This is a genomic window from Halomonas sp. KM-1 (genome assembly GCF_000246875.1).
Classification (GTDB): domain Bacteria; phylum Pseudomonadota; class Gammaproteobacteria; order Pseudomonadales; family Halomonadaceae; genus Halomonas; species Halomonas aerodenitrificans.
In genome coordinates this window covers 1-14701 of record NZ_BAEU01000132.1, presented here as the reverse complement: position 1 = coordinate 14701, position 14701 = coordinate 1, and the positions used below count along the sequence as shown (strand labels likewise).

General features: G+C 61.6%; 9 protein-coding genes and 1 pseudogene. 7 read left to right on the top strand and 3 right to left on the bottom strand.

What is annotated here, in order from left to right; genetic code table 11:
• Together B8115_RS24085 and B8115_RS15930 are read left to right on the top strand one after the other, a co-directional pair.
• On the top strand, positions 1–2518 hold a 2518-nt coding region (locus tag B8115_RS24085; RefSeq protein WP_010628825.1), incomplete at its 5' end, for a type I secretion C-terminal target domain-containing protein.
• Between the two features lie 93 nt (positions 2519–2611).
• Positions 2612–2944: a hypothetical protein gene (locus B8115_RS15930; protein WP_010628824.1), complete on the top strand. Its 333-nt coding sequence runs from the start codon at positions 2612–2614 to the stop codon at positions 2942–2944.
• 84 nt (positions 2945–3028) lie between these two features.
• Here B8115_RS15930 and B8115_RS15925 read toward each other — a convergent pair whose 3' ends face one another.
• Together B8115_RS15925 and B8115_RS15920 are read right to left on the bottom strand one after the other, a co-directional pair.
• Positions 3029–4942, bottom strand: a complete 1914-nt coding sequence (locus B8115_RS15925) for an EAL domain-containing protein (RefSeq protein WP_010628823.1) — start codon at positions 4940–4942, stop codon at positions 3029–3031.
• 85 nt (positions 4943–5027) lie between these two features.
• Positions 5028–5750, bottom strand: coding sequence for a transglutaminase-like cysteine peptidase (locus B8115_RS15920; protein ID WP_010628822.1), 723 nt, complete (start codon positions 5748–5750; stop codon positions 5028–5030).
• A gap of 237 nt (positions 5751–5987) precedes the next feature.
• On the opposite strand from B8115_RS15920, the gene B8115_RS15915 reads away from it, so the two are divergent.
• The 5 genes from B8115_RS15915 (at position 5988) to B8115_RS15895 (ending at position 14478) form a co-directional block, all read left to right on the top strand.
• On the top strand, positions 5988–8138 hold the full coding sequence (locus tag B8115_RS15915) for a type VI secretion system Vgr family protein (protein WP_010628821.1): 2151 nt from the start codon (positions 5988–5990) through the stop codon (positions 8136–8138).
• Complete coding sequence (locus tag B8115_RS15910; protein ID WP_010628820.1) at positions 8123–8950, top strand: DUF4123 domain-containing protein; 828 nt, start codon at positions 8123–8125, stop codon at positions 8948–8950. Before B8115_RS15915 ends, B8115_RS15910 begins: the two co-directional genes overlap by 16 nt.
• Positions 8947–12243 carry a hypothetical protein gene (locus B8115_RS15905; RefSeq protein WP_010628819.1) on the top strand — a complete coding sequence of 1099 codons (3297 nt, stop codon included), beginning with the start codon at positions 8947–8949 and terminating at the stop codon, positions 12241–12243. Before B8115_RS15910 ends, B8115_RS15905 begins: the two co-directional genes overlap by 4 nt.
• 15 nt (positions 12244–12258) lie before the next feature.
• Positions 12259–13239 carry a tetratricopeptide repeat protein gene (locus tag B8115_RS15900; RefSeq protein ID WP_010628818.1) on the top strand — a complete coding sequence of 327 codons (981 nt, stop codon included), beginning with the start codon at positions 12259–12261 and terminating at the stop codon, positions 13237–13239.
• 243 nt (positions 13240–13482) lie between these two features.
• Complete coding sequence (locus B8115_RS15895; protein WP_010628817.1) at positions 13483–14478, top strand: DUF6708 domain-containing protein; 996 nt, start codon at positions 13483–13485, stop codon at positions 14476–14478.
• A 13-nt stretch (positions 14479–14491) separates the two neighbouring features.
• On the opposite strand, the pseudogene B8115_RS23625 reads toward B8115_RS15895, so the two are convergent.
• Positions 14492–14701: pseudogene (locus B8115_RS23625) on the bottom strand (cation transporter); the annotation flags it as partial.

Genomic DNA, 14701 nt, shown 5'->3' with positions numbered 1-14701 from the left:
TGGTACCAGCGACCAGGCGCAGATCATCGTCAGTGCAACCGGTGTCGACAGCACGGTGTACGAGGCGGGGCTGATCTCGGTGGAAGACACCAGTGAGACCGCCAGCGGCAGCTTCCAGGTATCGGCTACCGACGGTATCGCTCACGTCACCGTAGGTGGGCAAACCTTTAGTTTGGCGCAACTGCAGGGCTTCAGCTCGGGCTCTCCCTCGGCGGCCATCGTGACCGACATGGGGACGCTCTACCTGACCGGTTACAGCGGCACGGCCAATGCAGGCACCATCACTTACCAGTACACCCTGAAAGAGGTGCAAGCCCATGGCAGCCAGGGCAGCGCTACCGATGGCGTACTGACCGATACGATCGTCGTTGCGGTCAAGGGCGTTGGCGACAGCGCAACGACCGGCCACCTCACCATCGCCATCGTCGACGACGTACCGCAGGCGGTAAACGACAATGGTGGCACCGTTACCGAAGATGCCGCCCAGAACGTGCTTGGTGGCAACGTGCTGAGCAACGACAACTTCGGCGCTGACGGCCCCGCTGGGGGTGCTGCTACAGTCAGCTGGAACGTCAGTTCCGCCCAACTGGCCGACATTGGCCAGTACGGCACGCTAGTGCTGAATACCGACGGTAGCTGGAGCTTCACCCTCGACAATAGCTTGGCCAAGGTACAGGCGCTGAAGGCGAGCGACCTGCTCACCTTCAACCTGGGCTACACCATTACCGATGCCGACGGTGACAGGGCCAGCGCCACGCTCGGCTTCTCGATTCAGGGCACCGATGACAGCGCCAGTGTGATCGTCAGTACCGGCGGTGCCGACAGCACCGTTTACGAAGCGGGGCTGACCTCAGCAGCGGACACCCGGGAAACGGCTGGCGGTAGCTTCCAGATCTCGGCTAGCGATGGCATAGCCACGCTGAACGTGATGGGGCAGGTCTTCACCCTGGCGCAGTTGCAGGGCTTCAACGAGAGCTCGCCTTCCGTGGGTATCGTCACCAGCATGGGCACGCTCTACCTGACCGGCTTCAGCGGCACGGCCACGGCGGGCACCGTCAGCTACCAGTACACGCTGAGCGCAGCGCAGAGCCACGGTGCGCCGGGCACTGCGACCAACGACGTACTGACCGACAACATTGCCTTGAGCGTGAATGGGGTAGGAGGAAGCACGGCGGGCGGCACCTTGTCGGTAGCCATCATCGACGATGCGCCCGTCACCAATGTTACCAACGCCGTCAGTGTCAATGCCATCGGTGCCAGCTTCACGGGCTCCTTGGCTGACATTGGGGCCGACTACCCGGGCAAGGTGGCGTTCAGCGGTACGCCGCCAGCGGGCCTGACGTCGGGTGGCAAGGCGGTCACGTACCAGGTGTCGGGAGATGGCTCCGTGCTGACGGCCAGCGCAGGAGGCCAGGTGGTCTTTACCCTCACCGGGCATCCGAACGGCACCTACACCTTCCAGCAGTACCAGCCGCTGGATCTGTCGATTCTCAACTCGACCCTGCAAGGCTCGGTAGGGGCGAGCGGACCGCAGCCGGCCTACTACATTTATGAGGATGGCACCTTCGGTTCGAGTGCGACCGCCAAGGCCTGGTCGGTGAAGATCACCGGCAGTGGCAACATCAACCCGAGTACCCAGGGAATGGGGGTTGGTAACAACATCTTCGATACCGGCGAGAAGATGCGTATCGATTTCGACAATGAAGGCGCCAGCGGCAAAGCAAACCTGGCCTATGTCGCCAAGATCGGGATCAACGACATCAGCGGCAACGAAACCGTGAACTATACGGCCATGCTGAGTGATGGCACTACGTTGAGCGGTATTGCCAGAGCCACGAATCTGGTGGATGGGAACCTGTTCATCACGGCTAAGCTGGGCACCTATATCGATTATATCGACCTGATGCCTGGCAGCAGTACGACGGTGCGCATCACCTCGATCTCCACCTTCAGCATGGATGATAGCGCACCCAAGAACCTGGGCTTCGGCTTCATCGTGACCGATGCAGATGGCGACAGCGCTTCCGGCTCCCTCGGTATAGTGGTCCAGAATGGCCAGGTAGTGAACGGCGATGCCGGCAACAACGTGCTGTTCGGTGGCGCCGGGGCACAGGTGCTGAGCGGCGGCGATGGTAACGACATCCTCATCGGAGGTGCCGGTAACGACACCCTGATTGGCGGCCAAGGAGACGACGTATTCCAGTGGAACTTCGGCGATCAGGGAGGCGTGGGAAGTGCCGCCCGTGATGTGGTGAAGGACTTCAGTCTTGGAAGCAACACGCTTGACTTGGCCGACTTGCTGCAAGGGGAAGCGGCAGGAACCATCGACAGCTTCATCTTCCCCGCGCAAGAGGGCTCCAGTACCGTGCTTTACGTCAACCACGAGGGTAGCATCGGCGTAAACGGCAGCAATGCGACCCAAGTGATCGTGCTGGAGAACTTCAACATGAACGACCAAGGGTCGGCGGAGTTCCTGAAGGGGCTGCTCGATAGTGGTCAGCTGCACATCGATCAGTAACGTGGAATCGATGAATCGCTAGCCCTGCGCCCTGCCTGGAGACACCGGGCAGGGCGTTTGTTAATCTAGGTAAAGTCATCAAGAGACATACTCATGTACATCAAGCGTAATGAGTCAGGGCAGGTGGTGCAGGTCAGCCATGAGGCAACGGCAGAGTGCCGCGAGTTCTTGCCGTCTGGCTCTTCTGAGCTGCAGGAATTCGTCTCCAAAGGGGGAGATGACGTCGACAACCTGGCACTGTCGAAGTCCGACCTGGCGTTCGTGCGGGTGCTCGAGGACGTGATCAACGTACTGATGGACAAGGGCGTGATCAGCTTTACCGATCTGCCCGAGCCGGCTCAGCAGAAGCTGCTGGAGCGTCAGTCTTTGCGTAAGCGCAGGAACAGCATCGGCCTGATGTCGGATACCGACAACGACATCATCTGAGCCCAGATTCTCTGAGCCCAGACGCATTGAAGCATGAGGCCGGCGATTTGCCGGCCTCATGTCGTATCGGGTGTAGCTGGTGGATCAGGTGTCGCCTGCGTGATGCCGGATACCCGGTCCCGTCACACCATCGAGCCCCAGCTCGAACAGCACCTTTGCCGCATCCTGGCTCTCCACGCCCTCGGCGAAGGTGAGAATGCCCAGTGAGTGGGCCAGCGTTGCCATGCCTCTCAGCAGGCTCTGCTGATCGCTGCGGCTTTCCACCTCCTGGCTCAAAGCGGCTTCGATCTTCATGAAGCTCAGGCCCAAATCCTGCAGCCCCTCGATCTTGCCGAACTGGGTGCCGACATGCTCCAGGCCGACCTTGCAGCCCAGCCCCAGCAGGGCGTGGCAGAGTGTACGCAGCGCCTGGGGCTGCTGCAGCGCGACGGATTGAGGCAGCTCGAACCACAGCTTGTCGGCAATACTCTGGTGCGCCTGAATGCGGGAAAGCAGCTCACCGACGAAGTGACCATCGCCCAGCGACTCCGCCGAGAGATTGACGGCCACTGCCTTGCCGCTGGATTCGACATCGGTCAACGCCGCCGAAACGACGGCCAAATCAAGGGTAGGGGCCATGGCCAGGCGCGACACCCAGGGCAGGAAGATACCTGCCGGTCGCCATTCGCCCTTCAAACGCAGACGCGACGGTACCTCGAAGTGAATCAGCTTGCCTTCGGCATCCAGCACCGGATAGTGAGCCAGGAATACGCCTTGCTGCAGCGCTTCCGCGAGCGCCTGACGCCATTCGTCATGACGCGTATAGAGCACGGTGCCGGCGGGTTGATCGACGATCTCTTGGCCATTCAGACCGCGCGTTTCCGCCGCAGCCAGGGCGCCGTCGAGACTGGCGAGCAGCTCGGCCTGACTCTCGCCCTGGCTATACTGACGCAGCGCGGAAGCCAGCGAGGTGTCGACGTTCTGCTTGGTGCTGAGACTCTCCAAGTGCTGCTGAAGCGTCTTGCCCAGGTCTTGCAGCTCATGATGACGCGGCAGGATCATGCCGAAATCGCTGCCGTTGAGTCGTCCCACCGTGCCGTGGCCGTGGCTACGGGCCAACTGCTCGAGACGACGCGCCAGTTGAGCGAGCAGGGCGTCCGTGGCGACATGGCCGAGCTGCTGATTGAGTTCGGCCAGACGTGCCACGCGCACCATGACCAGTGCGCCGCTGGCATCGTCCTTTTCGCTCTTCAGGTGAGCCTGCAACTGGTTGAGGAAAGGCGCCCGGGTGAGTGTGTCGGTAACTGGGTCGTGCTGCATGCGCCGCCGTAGCTGATCGAGCTTGTCGCTCTCTTCGCCGAGCATCTGGCGTACCGCCTGGGAGAGCTGGTTCATGGCCTGGACCACCTCGCGCAGCTCACGCGTCCGGGGCTCGTTGGCTACCATGAAGCGCCGCTGGCCGATGGCCTGGGCCTGGCTCACCACGTCGCGCAGCGGGCGTCGAATGGTGCGTACGATCCAGGCCGCCAGCAGCAGGCTGATGGCGCCGGCGATGGCGAACCAGCCAGCCAGCTCCAGGGTGCTGCGCCACAGCGAACGGTAGGCGAAGCTGTGCTGGCTGGCCAGCTCCAGGGTGCCGTACTGCTGCCAGCCATCCTGAACCACAGCCCGACCGGGCGGCACCTCGAAGCGAACCAGATTCACGAACCAGCCCGGCACATCGTCGATATGCTCACCAGCGGTGCGCTCGTCGATGATCTCGCCCTGGGGATCGTACAGCGCGATGCGCTGGTAGTGGCCGGTATCGAACTGAGCCGCCAGCAGCAGCTCAAGAATCACCGGGTCCTTTTCGATCTGGCTCATCGAAAGCGCCAGTGCATTGGCGTTGTCGTTGTTCTTGATCTGGACTTCCTGCTCGATGTAATGGCGGCTGCTCGTCACGCCGATGAGCAGGCTGCCCACGAAGGCCAGCAGCAGCAACACCGCGATGGTCAACCAGAGTTGCTTGATCAGTGACATGTCTTCGTTCCCCCGGGGAATGGATGCCCTCGTTCATCCTGCTGCGGGGCATGTGTCGCTCTTGTAGGCGGTTCGTTTTTCTTCGTCATCCCATGAATCCCTGCTGCTCCATACGCTCGATCACACTGCGCCAGCGTGACAGACGTGCCACCGGATCGGCCCGCGACTGGGTAGAGCCGCCAGCCCACAAGCCATCGCTGTTGAAGCTGAACACCGGGTCGAGGTCGGTTCGCTGCGTGGCGGGGGTGATGGAGGGCACCAGGTTGTCGAGAATCAGCGGCACGGCGGCAGGTGTCTCGTAGTAGCCCAGCACCATATGTGCCTGGACGATCTGGCTACGGCCGATGCGGGCACGAACGTAGATCATGCGCAGCCGCGAACCGGATACGCCAAGCTCCTTGAGCGTGACGTACTTGGCAATCGAGTAATCCTCGCAGTCGCCCTGACCCTTGCCCATGGTCTCTAGCGGCGTTGCCCAGTGATCCTCGGCACCCCAGTTGTAAATGTCCTCGACCCAGCGAACGCGTCGGTTGAAGAAATCGTTCACTTCGCGCAATTGGGTATCGAGATCGGCGCTGCGCAGCCTGTCCAGCAGTGCAAACCAATCCTCGAGAATGGCAAGCCCGGCGCTGCCATACAGACGTTGCATGCTGTTACGCAAGCGGGCACGGTCGATGCGTGCCTCGAGTGACGTAGGGGAGAGACCCAACCCTGCGGCAAGCAGCAGCCCCGCCAGGCCACCGATGAAGCGGCGGCGGCTGGGGCTGAGAATCGAGCTTGAGCCATGTGGGGCAGGGCGATGCGTCATCGAGCGCGCCGGAAGCGTGTTAAGGAATGTAATTCATGAAAGCCAGTATAGAGGAGGGATAACGGCAACACGATAGGTATGAGAATTTTAAGAAGTCGGGCGCTTGTAAGATATTGCCGACAATTTACGTCAGCCATCGTCGCTTCATGCACCTCCTGCCTTGTGCCTTCGTTTCGCTTGCGTAACCTTGCGTTTCTCGTCCTGCTTTTTCATCAGGTTGCTGAAAGGAACGCGCGTATGGCTGCAACTGGATTGCAATTCACCCTCGATCTCGCCGGGGTCGACAGCGCCGAGCTGGCGGTGATCGACTTCACCCTGGAAGAGGCACACTCGCAGCCCTTCCACCTCGAGGTGCGTTTCGCCAGCCGCGACGGCAGCCTCTCCGCCACCGAGCTGCTCGACCGCCCGGTGAGCCTGACCATCTGGCAGGACGGCGAGGTGCTGCGCCGGGTCCACGCCGTCGTCAGTGAGTTCGGTCGCGGCGACCGCGGCCATCGCCGCACGCTCTACTCCCTGGTCGCCCGCCCGGCGCTGTGGCGTCTCGACCTGCGCCACAACTCGCGCATCTTCCAGCAGGTCTCGCCGCTTACCGTACTCAACACCCTGTGCGACGAGCGTGGCCTCACCGACGTCGCCTTCGCCGTCACCCGCGACCTGGCGGAAAGAGAGTTCCTCGTGCAGTACCGGGAAACCGATCTCGCCTTCGTCGAGCGCCTGGCTGCCGAAGAGGGCCTGTTCTACTTCCATGAGTTCGAAGACACCCCGAACGGCGCCCACCGCCTGGTATTCGCTGACGCCCCCCAGACCCTGGCTCACCTGGGCGAGCGCACCTACCACGGCCGCGCCGGCGGCACCCCGCCGAGCCGCCACGTGCGCAAGCTCGAACAGCTCGCCCGGGTCGCCCCGGCCTCGGTCACGCTCAAGGACTACTCGTTCAAGAACCCCGCCTATGCGCAGCTCCACGAGCACGCCGCGGGTGACCTGGAAGAGCACGCCCAGCGAGACGACTACGAACACTACGACTACCCGGGGCGCTACAAGGCCGATGCCTCCGGCGACGCCTACACCCGCATCCGCCTCGAACACCTCAGAAGCGGCGCCCTGACCTGCGCCGCCGAGAGCGACCTGCCCGAGCTCGCCCCGGGGGTCAAGTTCACCCTCACCGACCACGACCTCAGTGAGCTCAACCGCGACTGGCAGGTGGTCAAGGTCAAGCACACCGGCAGCCAGCCCCAGGCCCTGGAAGAGGATGGTGTCACGCAGAGTGATGCGGCGGGTTTAGGCCTGCGGGGTCGGGCAGGTTCGGAGGGCATGACCAAGTTCGACAACGAACTGATCCTCACCCCCGCCGACCGCGCCTGGCGGCCCACGCCCAACGCCAAGCCCCGCGTCGACGGCCCGCAGATCGCCTTCGTCGTCGGCCCCGAGGGCGAAGAGATCTACTGCGACGAGCACGGCCGGGTCAAGGTCCAGTTCCCCTGGGATCGCTATGCCGAACCCAATACCGCCGGGGCTGAAGGCGAAGCCGCTGGAAGAGCGCCGAGCGCCTGGGTGCGCGTCTCCCAAGGCTGGGCCGGCGGTGGCTACGGCAGCATGGCCATTCCGCGGATTGGACATGAGGTGGTGGTGTCGTTCCTTGAGGGCGACCCGGATCAGCCGCTGATCACCGGACGCACCTACCACGCCGTCAACACGCCGCCCTACGAACTGCCCGAGCACAAGACACGTACCGTCATCCGCACCCAGAGTCACAAAGGCGAAGGCTTCAACGAACTTCGCTTCGAGGACCAGGCCGGCGAAGAGCAGATCTGGCTGCACGCCCAGAAAGACCTGGAGCTGCTGACCAACAACGACCGCACCGAAGAGATCGGCAACGACAGCTTCCTCACCGTGCATCATGACCGCATCGGCGAGATCCACGCCGACGAGCACCATACCGTGCGCGGCGAACGTCATGAGCAAACCGTCGCCAATCAGCACCTCACGGTACAGGGCACCCTGCACATCAAGGCCGGCCAGGCCTGGCTCAGCGAATGCGGCCGTGAACTGCACGTCAAGGCCGGCCACAAGGTGGTGCTCGAAGCCGGTAGCGAAATGACGCTCAACGCTGGTGGCAGCTTCCTCAAACTCGACGGCGGCGGCGTCACCCTGGTTGGCCCCAAGGTCAAGATCAACGCCGGAGGCAGCCCCGGCTCGGGCTCAGGCCAGGCAGTGGAGACGCCGCTGCTGCCGGGCAGGGCAGTGCCGGAGGTGCATGAGGCGATACCGCCCACCGTGCTGCCCAAGCTCAAGGACTATCAGCTCAGCGAAGCCACGCTGCTGCCGCTGTGCGGCAAGCTGAGCGAGACCACCTGCAGCCGGGGAGACTGCCCATGCCTGGCTGGTTGAGTCGAATCGACGAGCGCAGCCAGCGTATCGAGACTTTATCAGGCAGCTTTGAAGCCCAGCGCTCGGTTTATGTGGTGCTGGATCAGCGCCGCGCCCCAGAACGCTGCGCCGCGCTCGTGGGCCAGCCTGGCTGGCACGACTACCTGACCCTGTTTGCCGGCACGCCGCTGTCGCCGCTGCTCGAAGCCAGCCCTTGGCTGGTCGAGCTCACGCCGGGCAGTGAAGCCTGGCAGGCCATCGGCTCGCTATGTGCCGGGCAGCGCCACGGCTGGCTCTTCCAGCCGGCCCAGGCCACCTCCCTGAGCGACATGGCCGATCGTCTGCGGCGCCTGTTCATCCTCGATGACCCGCACGGCGGCCAGTCGCTGGTGAACCTGCAGGATGCCGCCGCCTGGACGGCCCTGCTCGCCGCCAGTAGCGACACCGCCTACGCCCAGCTCATCGGGCCGCTGGGGCAGGTCATCACACCCACGCCGCTGACGCACTGGCAACGGTGGCAGCCAGCCGTAGAGCGCAACGAAGCCGAAGCTCCCGCACTGACCGAGGCGCTGGAACAGGCTCTCAAGGAGAGCCCGCGTGCCTGGTGGCTCAGCCGAGCAACCGAGACGCCGCTTTCGGCGCTGCCACCGGTGTGGATGGAGCGGCTGGGGCATCTTGCCGAGGGGGGCATCACATACGGGCGGGACAGGAAGCGCCTGTTGCCGCTGATTCGTCAGGCGGGCGATGACACCTGGCATAACGCACAACACATTCTGTCCGACTTGAGCCTCACCGAAGCGCAGAGAATCAGCGAACTGGAGCGCCTTTCATGACCACCGATACACGCCCCGGCAGCCTGTACGCCCCGCTGTTGTTGCCTGAGTTCCAGCCTCCCGCCTTCGAAGGCGGTCAGGAATGCCCTGTACCGATGGTCTGCGAGACGGCTCCCTGGGCCGACATTATCTATCTCACCGGCACTGGCACGTTCTGGCTACTCACTGAGGAGGTGGCCAAGGCCCTGCACGAAGCTGCCGACGAGCTTGCCGGATGGGTGAAAGTGGAGGACCCCCATCAGCGCTTGGAACATCTCAATAACGATGCCGGCCTGTTGGAATGCTTTCTGCCGGCGCGGCCGGAAAATTTTTTGAATGAAGCCGAGCGCAATCAAGCCCGAGATAAACTGAAACGGTTAGCTGAGCTGATGCAGGAGCGCGGCGATGAAGAAACTGACCCGGCTCAACGCGTAAGCGAGCACAGCCCGCTCACTGAGAACCCATGGTTCTGGGTTTCTCCCCTGATTGTCGTTGCTCCTCGCCTCTGGAATCGTATCTGGAACGCTGAAGAGGCTCGTCTACTGGAAGAGCTTCACGGGCTATATCGCCAAGGCATGGAACGTGCCAAGGCGGAGGAGTACGTAATCGAAGGCAGCGGCTACTATGGCCCCTGGGAAGCGGAGATTGAGCGGGCGCTGGAAACCTATCGCCAGTGCCGGGCTGCCGTTCTCCAGAACAATGCCTCCGTCGACCAGCCGGGTACCCTGCTACCGGTACGACAGGCCCTGGTGGAGTATCAAGCCTTCCTTGCCGACTGTGAGTCGATGTCGCCCAAGGACTCTTCGCGCTGTGGTGTCATTGGCGACTTCATTCATGGCGAAGCTGAACGGCTTGACACTGAGTTGAGAGCCTACTGCGACAGCATCCTTGCCCTTGCCACCCTTGGTGTGGCCACCCCGGAGTGGGCTTTGGCTGCAGTGCCGATGAGTGCGGTTCCCGGCGGGTTGGAACGTGGCATCGAAGCCTTCGACTATTACAACCAACGGCTCAAGGAGGCCGTCACGATATTCGATGCGGTGGAGGACAAGCTCAACAAGTGGGCTACTGCCACTGCGCGCCGCTCAGCGCTGCCCGTTCACCTCTTCGAGGAGGAGCGCGAAGCTTTCCAGGAGCTAGTGGCTCAGTTGGATGTGCTCTATCAACTGGCCGAAGCCCAGGTGGCGAACATGCGCCCGCAGCGGGTGCTGTTCTGGCAGGCAGATATCACCGATCAGCGCCATGCCCTGGGCTATCGCCGACAGACAATCGACGTATTGGTCCGCAAGGACTTTCCGCTACGTGAGTTCAGCTCGCCCCGCGCCGAGCAGGCATTGAGTCATGTCAGCCTTCGCCATCTACTGCGCGACATACGCGACGAAGACCGTCTAGCGCTGCTGCGCGACCTCGAACAGGATGGCGTGCTGCCCGCCACTCTGTGGGAGGCCAACGAAACCGCACTCTCCAACTGGCTGGCCCGGCGTGGCTGCGAGCGTATCGAGCGACGTGCCGATTGGTTCGAGGAGCGCCTAGGCTTCTTCATTCCCGAGGCTTTCTTCGATTATCTCGATGCCCAGGAATACGAGGTATTGTCTCTCCAGCAAGATGGTGCCAGGAGTGCCTGGGCAGAAACGCTGCAGCGCATCCTGTTCACCGGCCCAGGCCGGGAGCGCTTGCGCTTGTTCGATGCCAGCGCCCAGGCGCAAATGCTACGTCTGGTGGGTATGCCCCATGCCGCGTTGAACGAGGCCATGGGGATCCACCTCGACGAACCGGTGACCCTTGTCGAACGTGAGGCTTCGCTGACATTCTTTGAGTGGGAGCATGAGACCGAGGCCGGCGGGGAGGTGACAGCGGAGGTACAGCACCGCAGAGAAGGGGTGCGTGAGCGTAACCTTGGCGGTCCTCGACGTGGTCCCTGGGAAGCTGCAGAGGGGGATAACGGCACGGGCCATGGTGTCGGCGCAAAGTACCAGTTGGAACTCAAAGGCACCTACAGTCTGGCGCGCGGAGAGATCAGCCTGGGCACGCTGCAACTGCCCAGCGAAAGTGACGCTCTGCCGTTCGAAGCCGTGCTGACGCAGCGCCAGAATGAGATACGCAATCTTGGCCGCTACTCACTGCAAGTGGCGGCTGTGGCCAAGGGGTTTGCCGGCGCCTCCTTGGCACTGACTGCCGAGGCCGGGTTGGGCTTCGATCATGATGGCCTCAAGCTCACCGGACTCGAGTGGGCACAGCGCGAAGCAGAAGGCGCTGCCCTCAAAGCCTTTGCCGGCGCCACAGTGGGTGTCAACACGCGCTGCAGCATGCGCTGGCAACCGCCGGCCGATATCACCCGGCAGTTGCCGCAACTGGCTGATCGCGACTGGCTGGCCCTGAGTAATCAGCAAACCGAGCTAAATGCCTGGCGCACATTGGGTCATGCCGTGCTGGGTCTGGAGGCGGCCGGTGGGATCGGCGGCGAGCTCGGCCTGCGCTTGGGTATCCATCAGGGCAAGTTCGTCGCCTACTTCAGAGCCAAGGTCGTAGCTGGCAAAGGCGCGGGCGGACAAATCGCCATGGAGCTGGGCCTCAAGCAACTGAACCTTTGGTTCATGATGCTCAGCCAGGCACTGCGTGACAACGACTATGGCTTCATCGATTGGGTCGATCGCGACGCCTTCCAGTTCATGAGCCGGCTGGGCTACCTGGCCACCACTACCTTGCTCGATATCAGCCTGCTCGCCGCCCGGGGCCTGGACGGCATCCAGCGCCTCTACGACCTGATGACCCAGAGCGAGCGGGCGGGGGTAATTGCTTATGCAATTGTCGATGCGGCCGGTAACCCTGAACAAGCGCCTCAACTGGCGGCCTGGATCAGGAACCTGTATCCGGAAGCTCTGGGGCCGTTACTCAATACCCTGGCGTTCCCACCAGGCTGGCGCGGCTATACCATTGACGGCGAACCCTTCGATCGCAACCAGGCCATCGACCTGCAGCAGATCGCCATCGCTACCTGTCTGGGCTGGCTGGAGGAGGGATATACTTCCAGCGGCCACTACGACCGTGCCAAGGCCCAGCACCTGTTCGAGCGCGCGGTGGCGCGGATGTCGCTGGACGGTACCTACGACGGCTACCAAAGCTGGGTACAGGCCTATTGCCATAACCGCGAGCGACTAGACCGATTTATGCAGAGAGATGGCGCTAATAGCCGCGACGCACGGCTTGCTAAAAGACGCTATGAAGATTCATCGCAGCGCTTGGGGACAGACATAGATGAGTACCGTCAGGTCGTATCCACACGACGCGGTACCCGAATCCGTTATGAAGAACGCTAAATCGGTGGCAAACGAATGCTGATCAAGACGTATCTGGCAATTATATTTCTGTTTTTATCGACCAGCGTTTGGGGACTAGAACCCGAGGTGCAGGCCGCCAAGAATGAGGGGATGCGCCTTTATAATATCGGCCACTCGACAGCAGCCCTTCCTTATCTGCAACAAGCAGCAGAAGCGGGCGATGTCGATGCCATGTATTACATGGGAGAAGCGGAACGGCGTCAGCATATGTTAGGTCTGACCCGTGCAGCCATGGCCTGGTATCTGCAAGCCGCCGAACAGGGTGATGTGCACGCCATGCTGCAACTGTTTCGAGGCGGTGCTTGCACCGCCGGTGACCGCTGCCCCGAAGGGTATGAGGACTGGCACCATGCTGCCCTGGCCGTGGCTCAGCCCAAGGCCGAGGCCGGCGATCCCAACGCCATGCTGCTGATGTTCGATATCTATCGCATGTTTGACCAGTCGCGCCGGGCCGGCGAATGGCTGGAGCGCGCCGCCGAGGCGGGCCAGCCCGAGGCACAAACGATCCTGGGAGGCCGCATTCTCGACGGACGCGGTTGGTACCTAACCAACGACCGACGTTTGCAAGCAGCCAAGCAGTGGTTTAGACGAGCAGCAGAGCAAGGTTATGTGCCTGCAATGGAAAGACTTTCACGAGTTTTAGGTGATTTAGAAGCATATGATGAGGCATGGAACTGGATTAAGGAAGGATCAAATAATGGAAGCTATGACGCCCGCCTTGGAATTGCTATGTGCTACTTGGAACCTGAAGACGACCCCGTTTATTCATGCGAAGAAGACGTCATAGAAGGATGGGCAGTACTGCATGCCATCGATATTGAAACTCAAGGTGCTGGGCAAATACGTGGTGCGAAACGGCTATTTAGAGACCTGTTGACTGATGACCAAGTTAAACAGGCGGAAGCTCTCGCAGAGGAGAAGTGGGTCGGCCGCGAGCCACCGCTCTCGCATTTCCCGCCGCGCTTTGGCTATTGACCCGTCATGCGGAGGCCCATGTCACACCTGCTGGTCATTGCTTTACTGCGGCTGCCGATAAGTTCCTGGGCCCTGGAACCCGAGGTACGAGCCGCCATGGCTGAAGGGTTTGGTCGATAATCTGGTGCTAAGTCGTAGCGCTGGCGACCGAGGTGCTCTATCGCCTTTTGCAACGCCAGCGGCTTGGGGCGAAGAGGCTAAAGCCTGACCCTGTCGCCCATCGAAATCGAGATCAGGTAGACCATGCAGAGCATCAAGAGCTACTTTGCCGATCTATCCCAGCGGCTTGGCTTGGCCGACGAGCTGATCGTGTTATCGCCCAATCGCCGGGCCGCCAAGCAACCCATGCAGTTAGGCGAGGTGCAGGACCAAACCGAGCACTACTTGGATCTCTCCAGCGGTGCCGAAGAAGGCAAGGGGATCTTTACCGGGGTATGGGGGCTCCTTACAATTTATAGTGCCATATTGATGGCGCCAGCATTGCGCCTGGAAGGCGAGTTGATCAATTACTTAACAGTTATTGGCGGTGCTTTTGGTATTACGTTAACTGTTTTCTTGCTGGAGGTCTTCTGGCCATCCTCTTCCCCTATTCGCTTTAACCGCCGTACCCGGGAGATCTATTTTCAGGACAAGGACAAGCTCTACCATGCACCTTGGGACGAGGCGGTGGCCTGGATGCAGGAGAGCCGCACAGTGACCCAGTACACTGGAGCCATGACTGAAACTCCGTTACAGCTGTTGCTGCAGCGTTATGGACATGCGGAGGAGGTGATTGCCTTGCGCCTCAACCTGCCCATGGGGCGAACCGCGGAAACACAGGGGATGCTGTGGGAGTATCTGCGCTGCTATATGGAGAAGGGGCCTTGGTTCGACGAGCAGGGAAATACCTTGAGCGCTTCCAACCGTAAAGAGGTATTGGACAAATATCGGAAAAAGCACAGGACAGCTAAAGTCAATCTTCAATTGAATCGTGACTTGGTTCAGCAAAATATCATGCCGCGAGGACGGATGTGGGCAACCACAGTTTTTGAGGTTTTCATGCTCCCTCTTTTTTATATCCGCGACCTGACCGCTAAATATGCCCGCCAGCGCGCGGCCAGCAATCACTGGCATCCTCTGGTCAAGGAGCGCTGCCGTCCGGATGGGCCCACGACACGGCTCTACGATCTGGAGATGGCCGAGGGATTGCACGAGGGTGCGGAGATGAGTGCTGTTGAGCAGGCTCCTGCTCCACGGTGAGCGGCTTTGACTGCTACCCCTTGCCCGGCCCTTGCCACACCCTCAGTCTGCCCACCCAGGCCAGTTCCTGCGAGGCCTCGCGCAGTTCGCGGGCGGCGTCTTCCAGGCTTTGGCCGGGCGGCAAGTGGCGTACGTATACCGAGACGTCGATCTGTTCGGCGAGGTAGTGCAGGTCCAGAGCGACGCGCTGTTGCCACACTTGGCAGTCGCGCCAGGCGTCGTC

What these genes read in the sequence shown, in the direction of transcription:
- B8115_RS15900 (WP_010628818.1), top strand. Translation starts at nt 12,259, where the DNA reads ATGCTGATCAAGACGTATCTGGCAATTATATTTCTGTTTTTATCGACC.
- B8115_RS15930 (WP_010628824.1), top strand. Translation starts at nt 2,612, where the DNA reads ATGTACATCAAGCGTAATGAGTCAGGGCAGGTGGTGCAGGTCAGCCAT.
- B8115_RS15915 (WP_010628821.1), top strand. Translation starts at nt 5,988, where the DNA reads ATGGCTGCAACTGGATTGCAATTCACCCTCGATCTCGCCGGGGTCGAC.
- B8115_RS15920 (WP_010628822.1), bottom strand. Translation starts at nt 5,750, where the DNA reads ATGACGCATCGCCCTGCCCCACATGGCTCAAGCTCGATTCTCAGCCCC.
- B8115_RS15905 (WP_010628819.1), top strand. Translation starts at nt 8,947, where the DNA reads ATGACCACCGATACACGCCCCGGCAGCCTGTACGCCCCGCTGTTGTTG.
- B8115_RS15925 (WP_010628823.1), bottom strand. Translation starts at nt 4,942, where the DNA reads ATGTCACTGATCAAGCAACTCTGGTTGACCATCGCGGTGTTGCTGCTG.
- B8115_RS15910 (WP_010628820.1), top strand. Translation starts at nt 8,123, where the DNA reads ATGCCTGGCTGGTTGAGTCGAATCGACGAGCGCAGCCAGCGTATCGAG.
- B8115_RS15895 (WP_010628817.1), top strand. Translation starts at nt 13,483, where the DNA reads ATGCAGAGCATCAAGAGCTACTTTGCCGATCTATCCCAGCGGCTTGGC.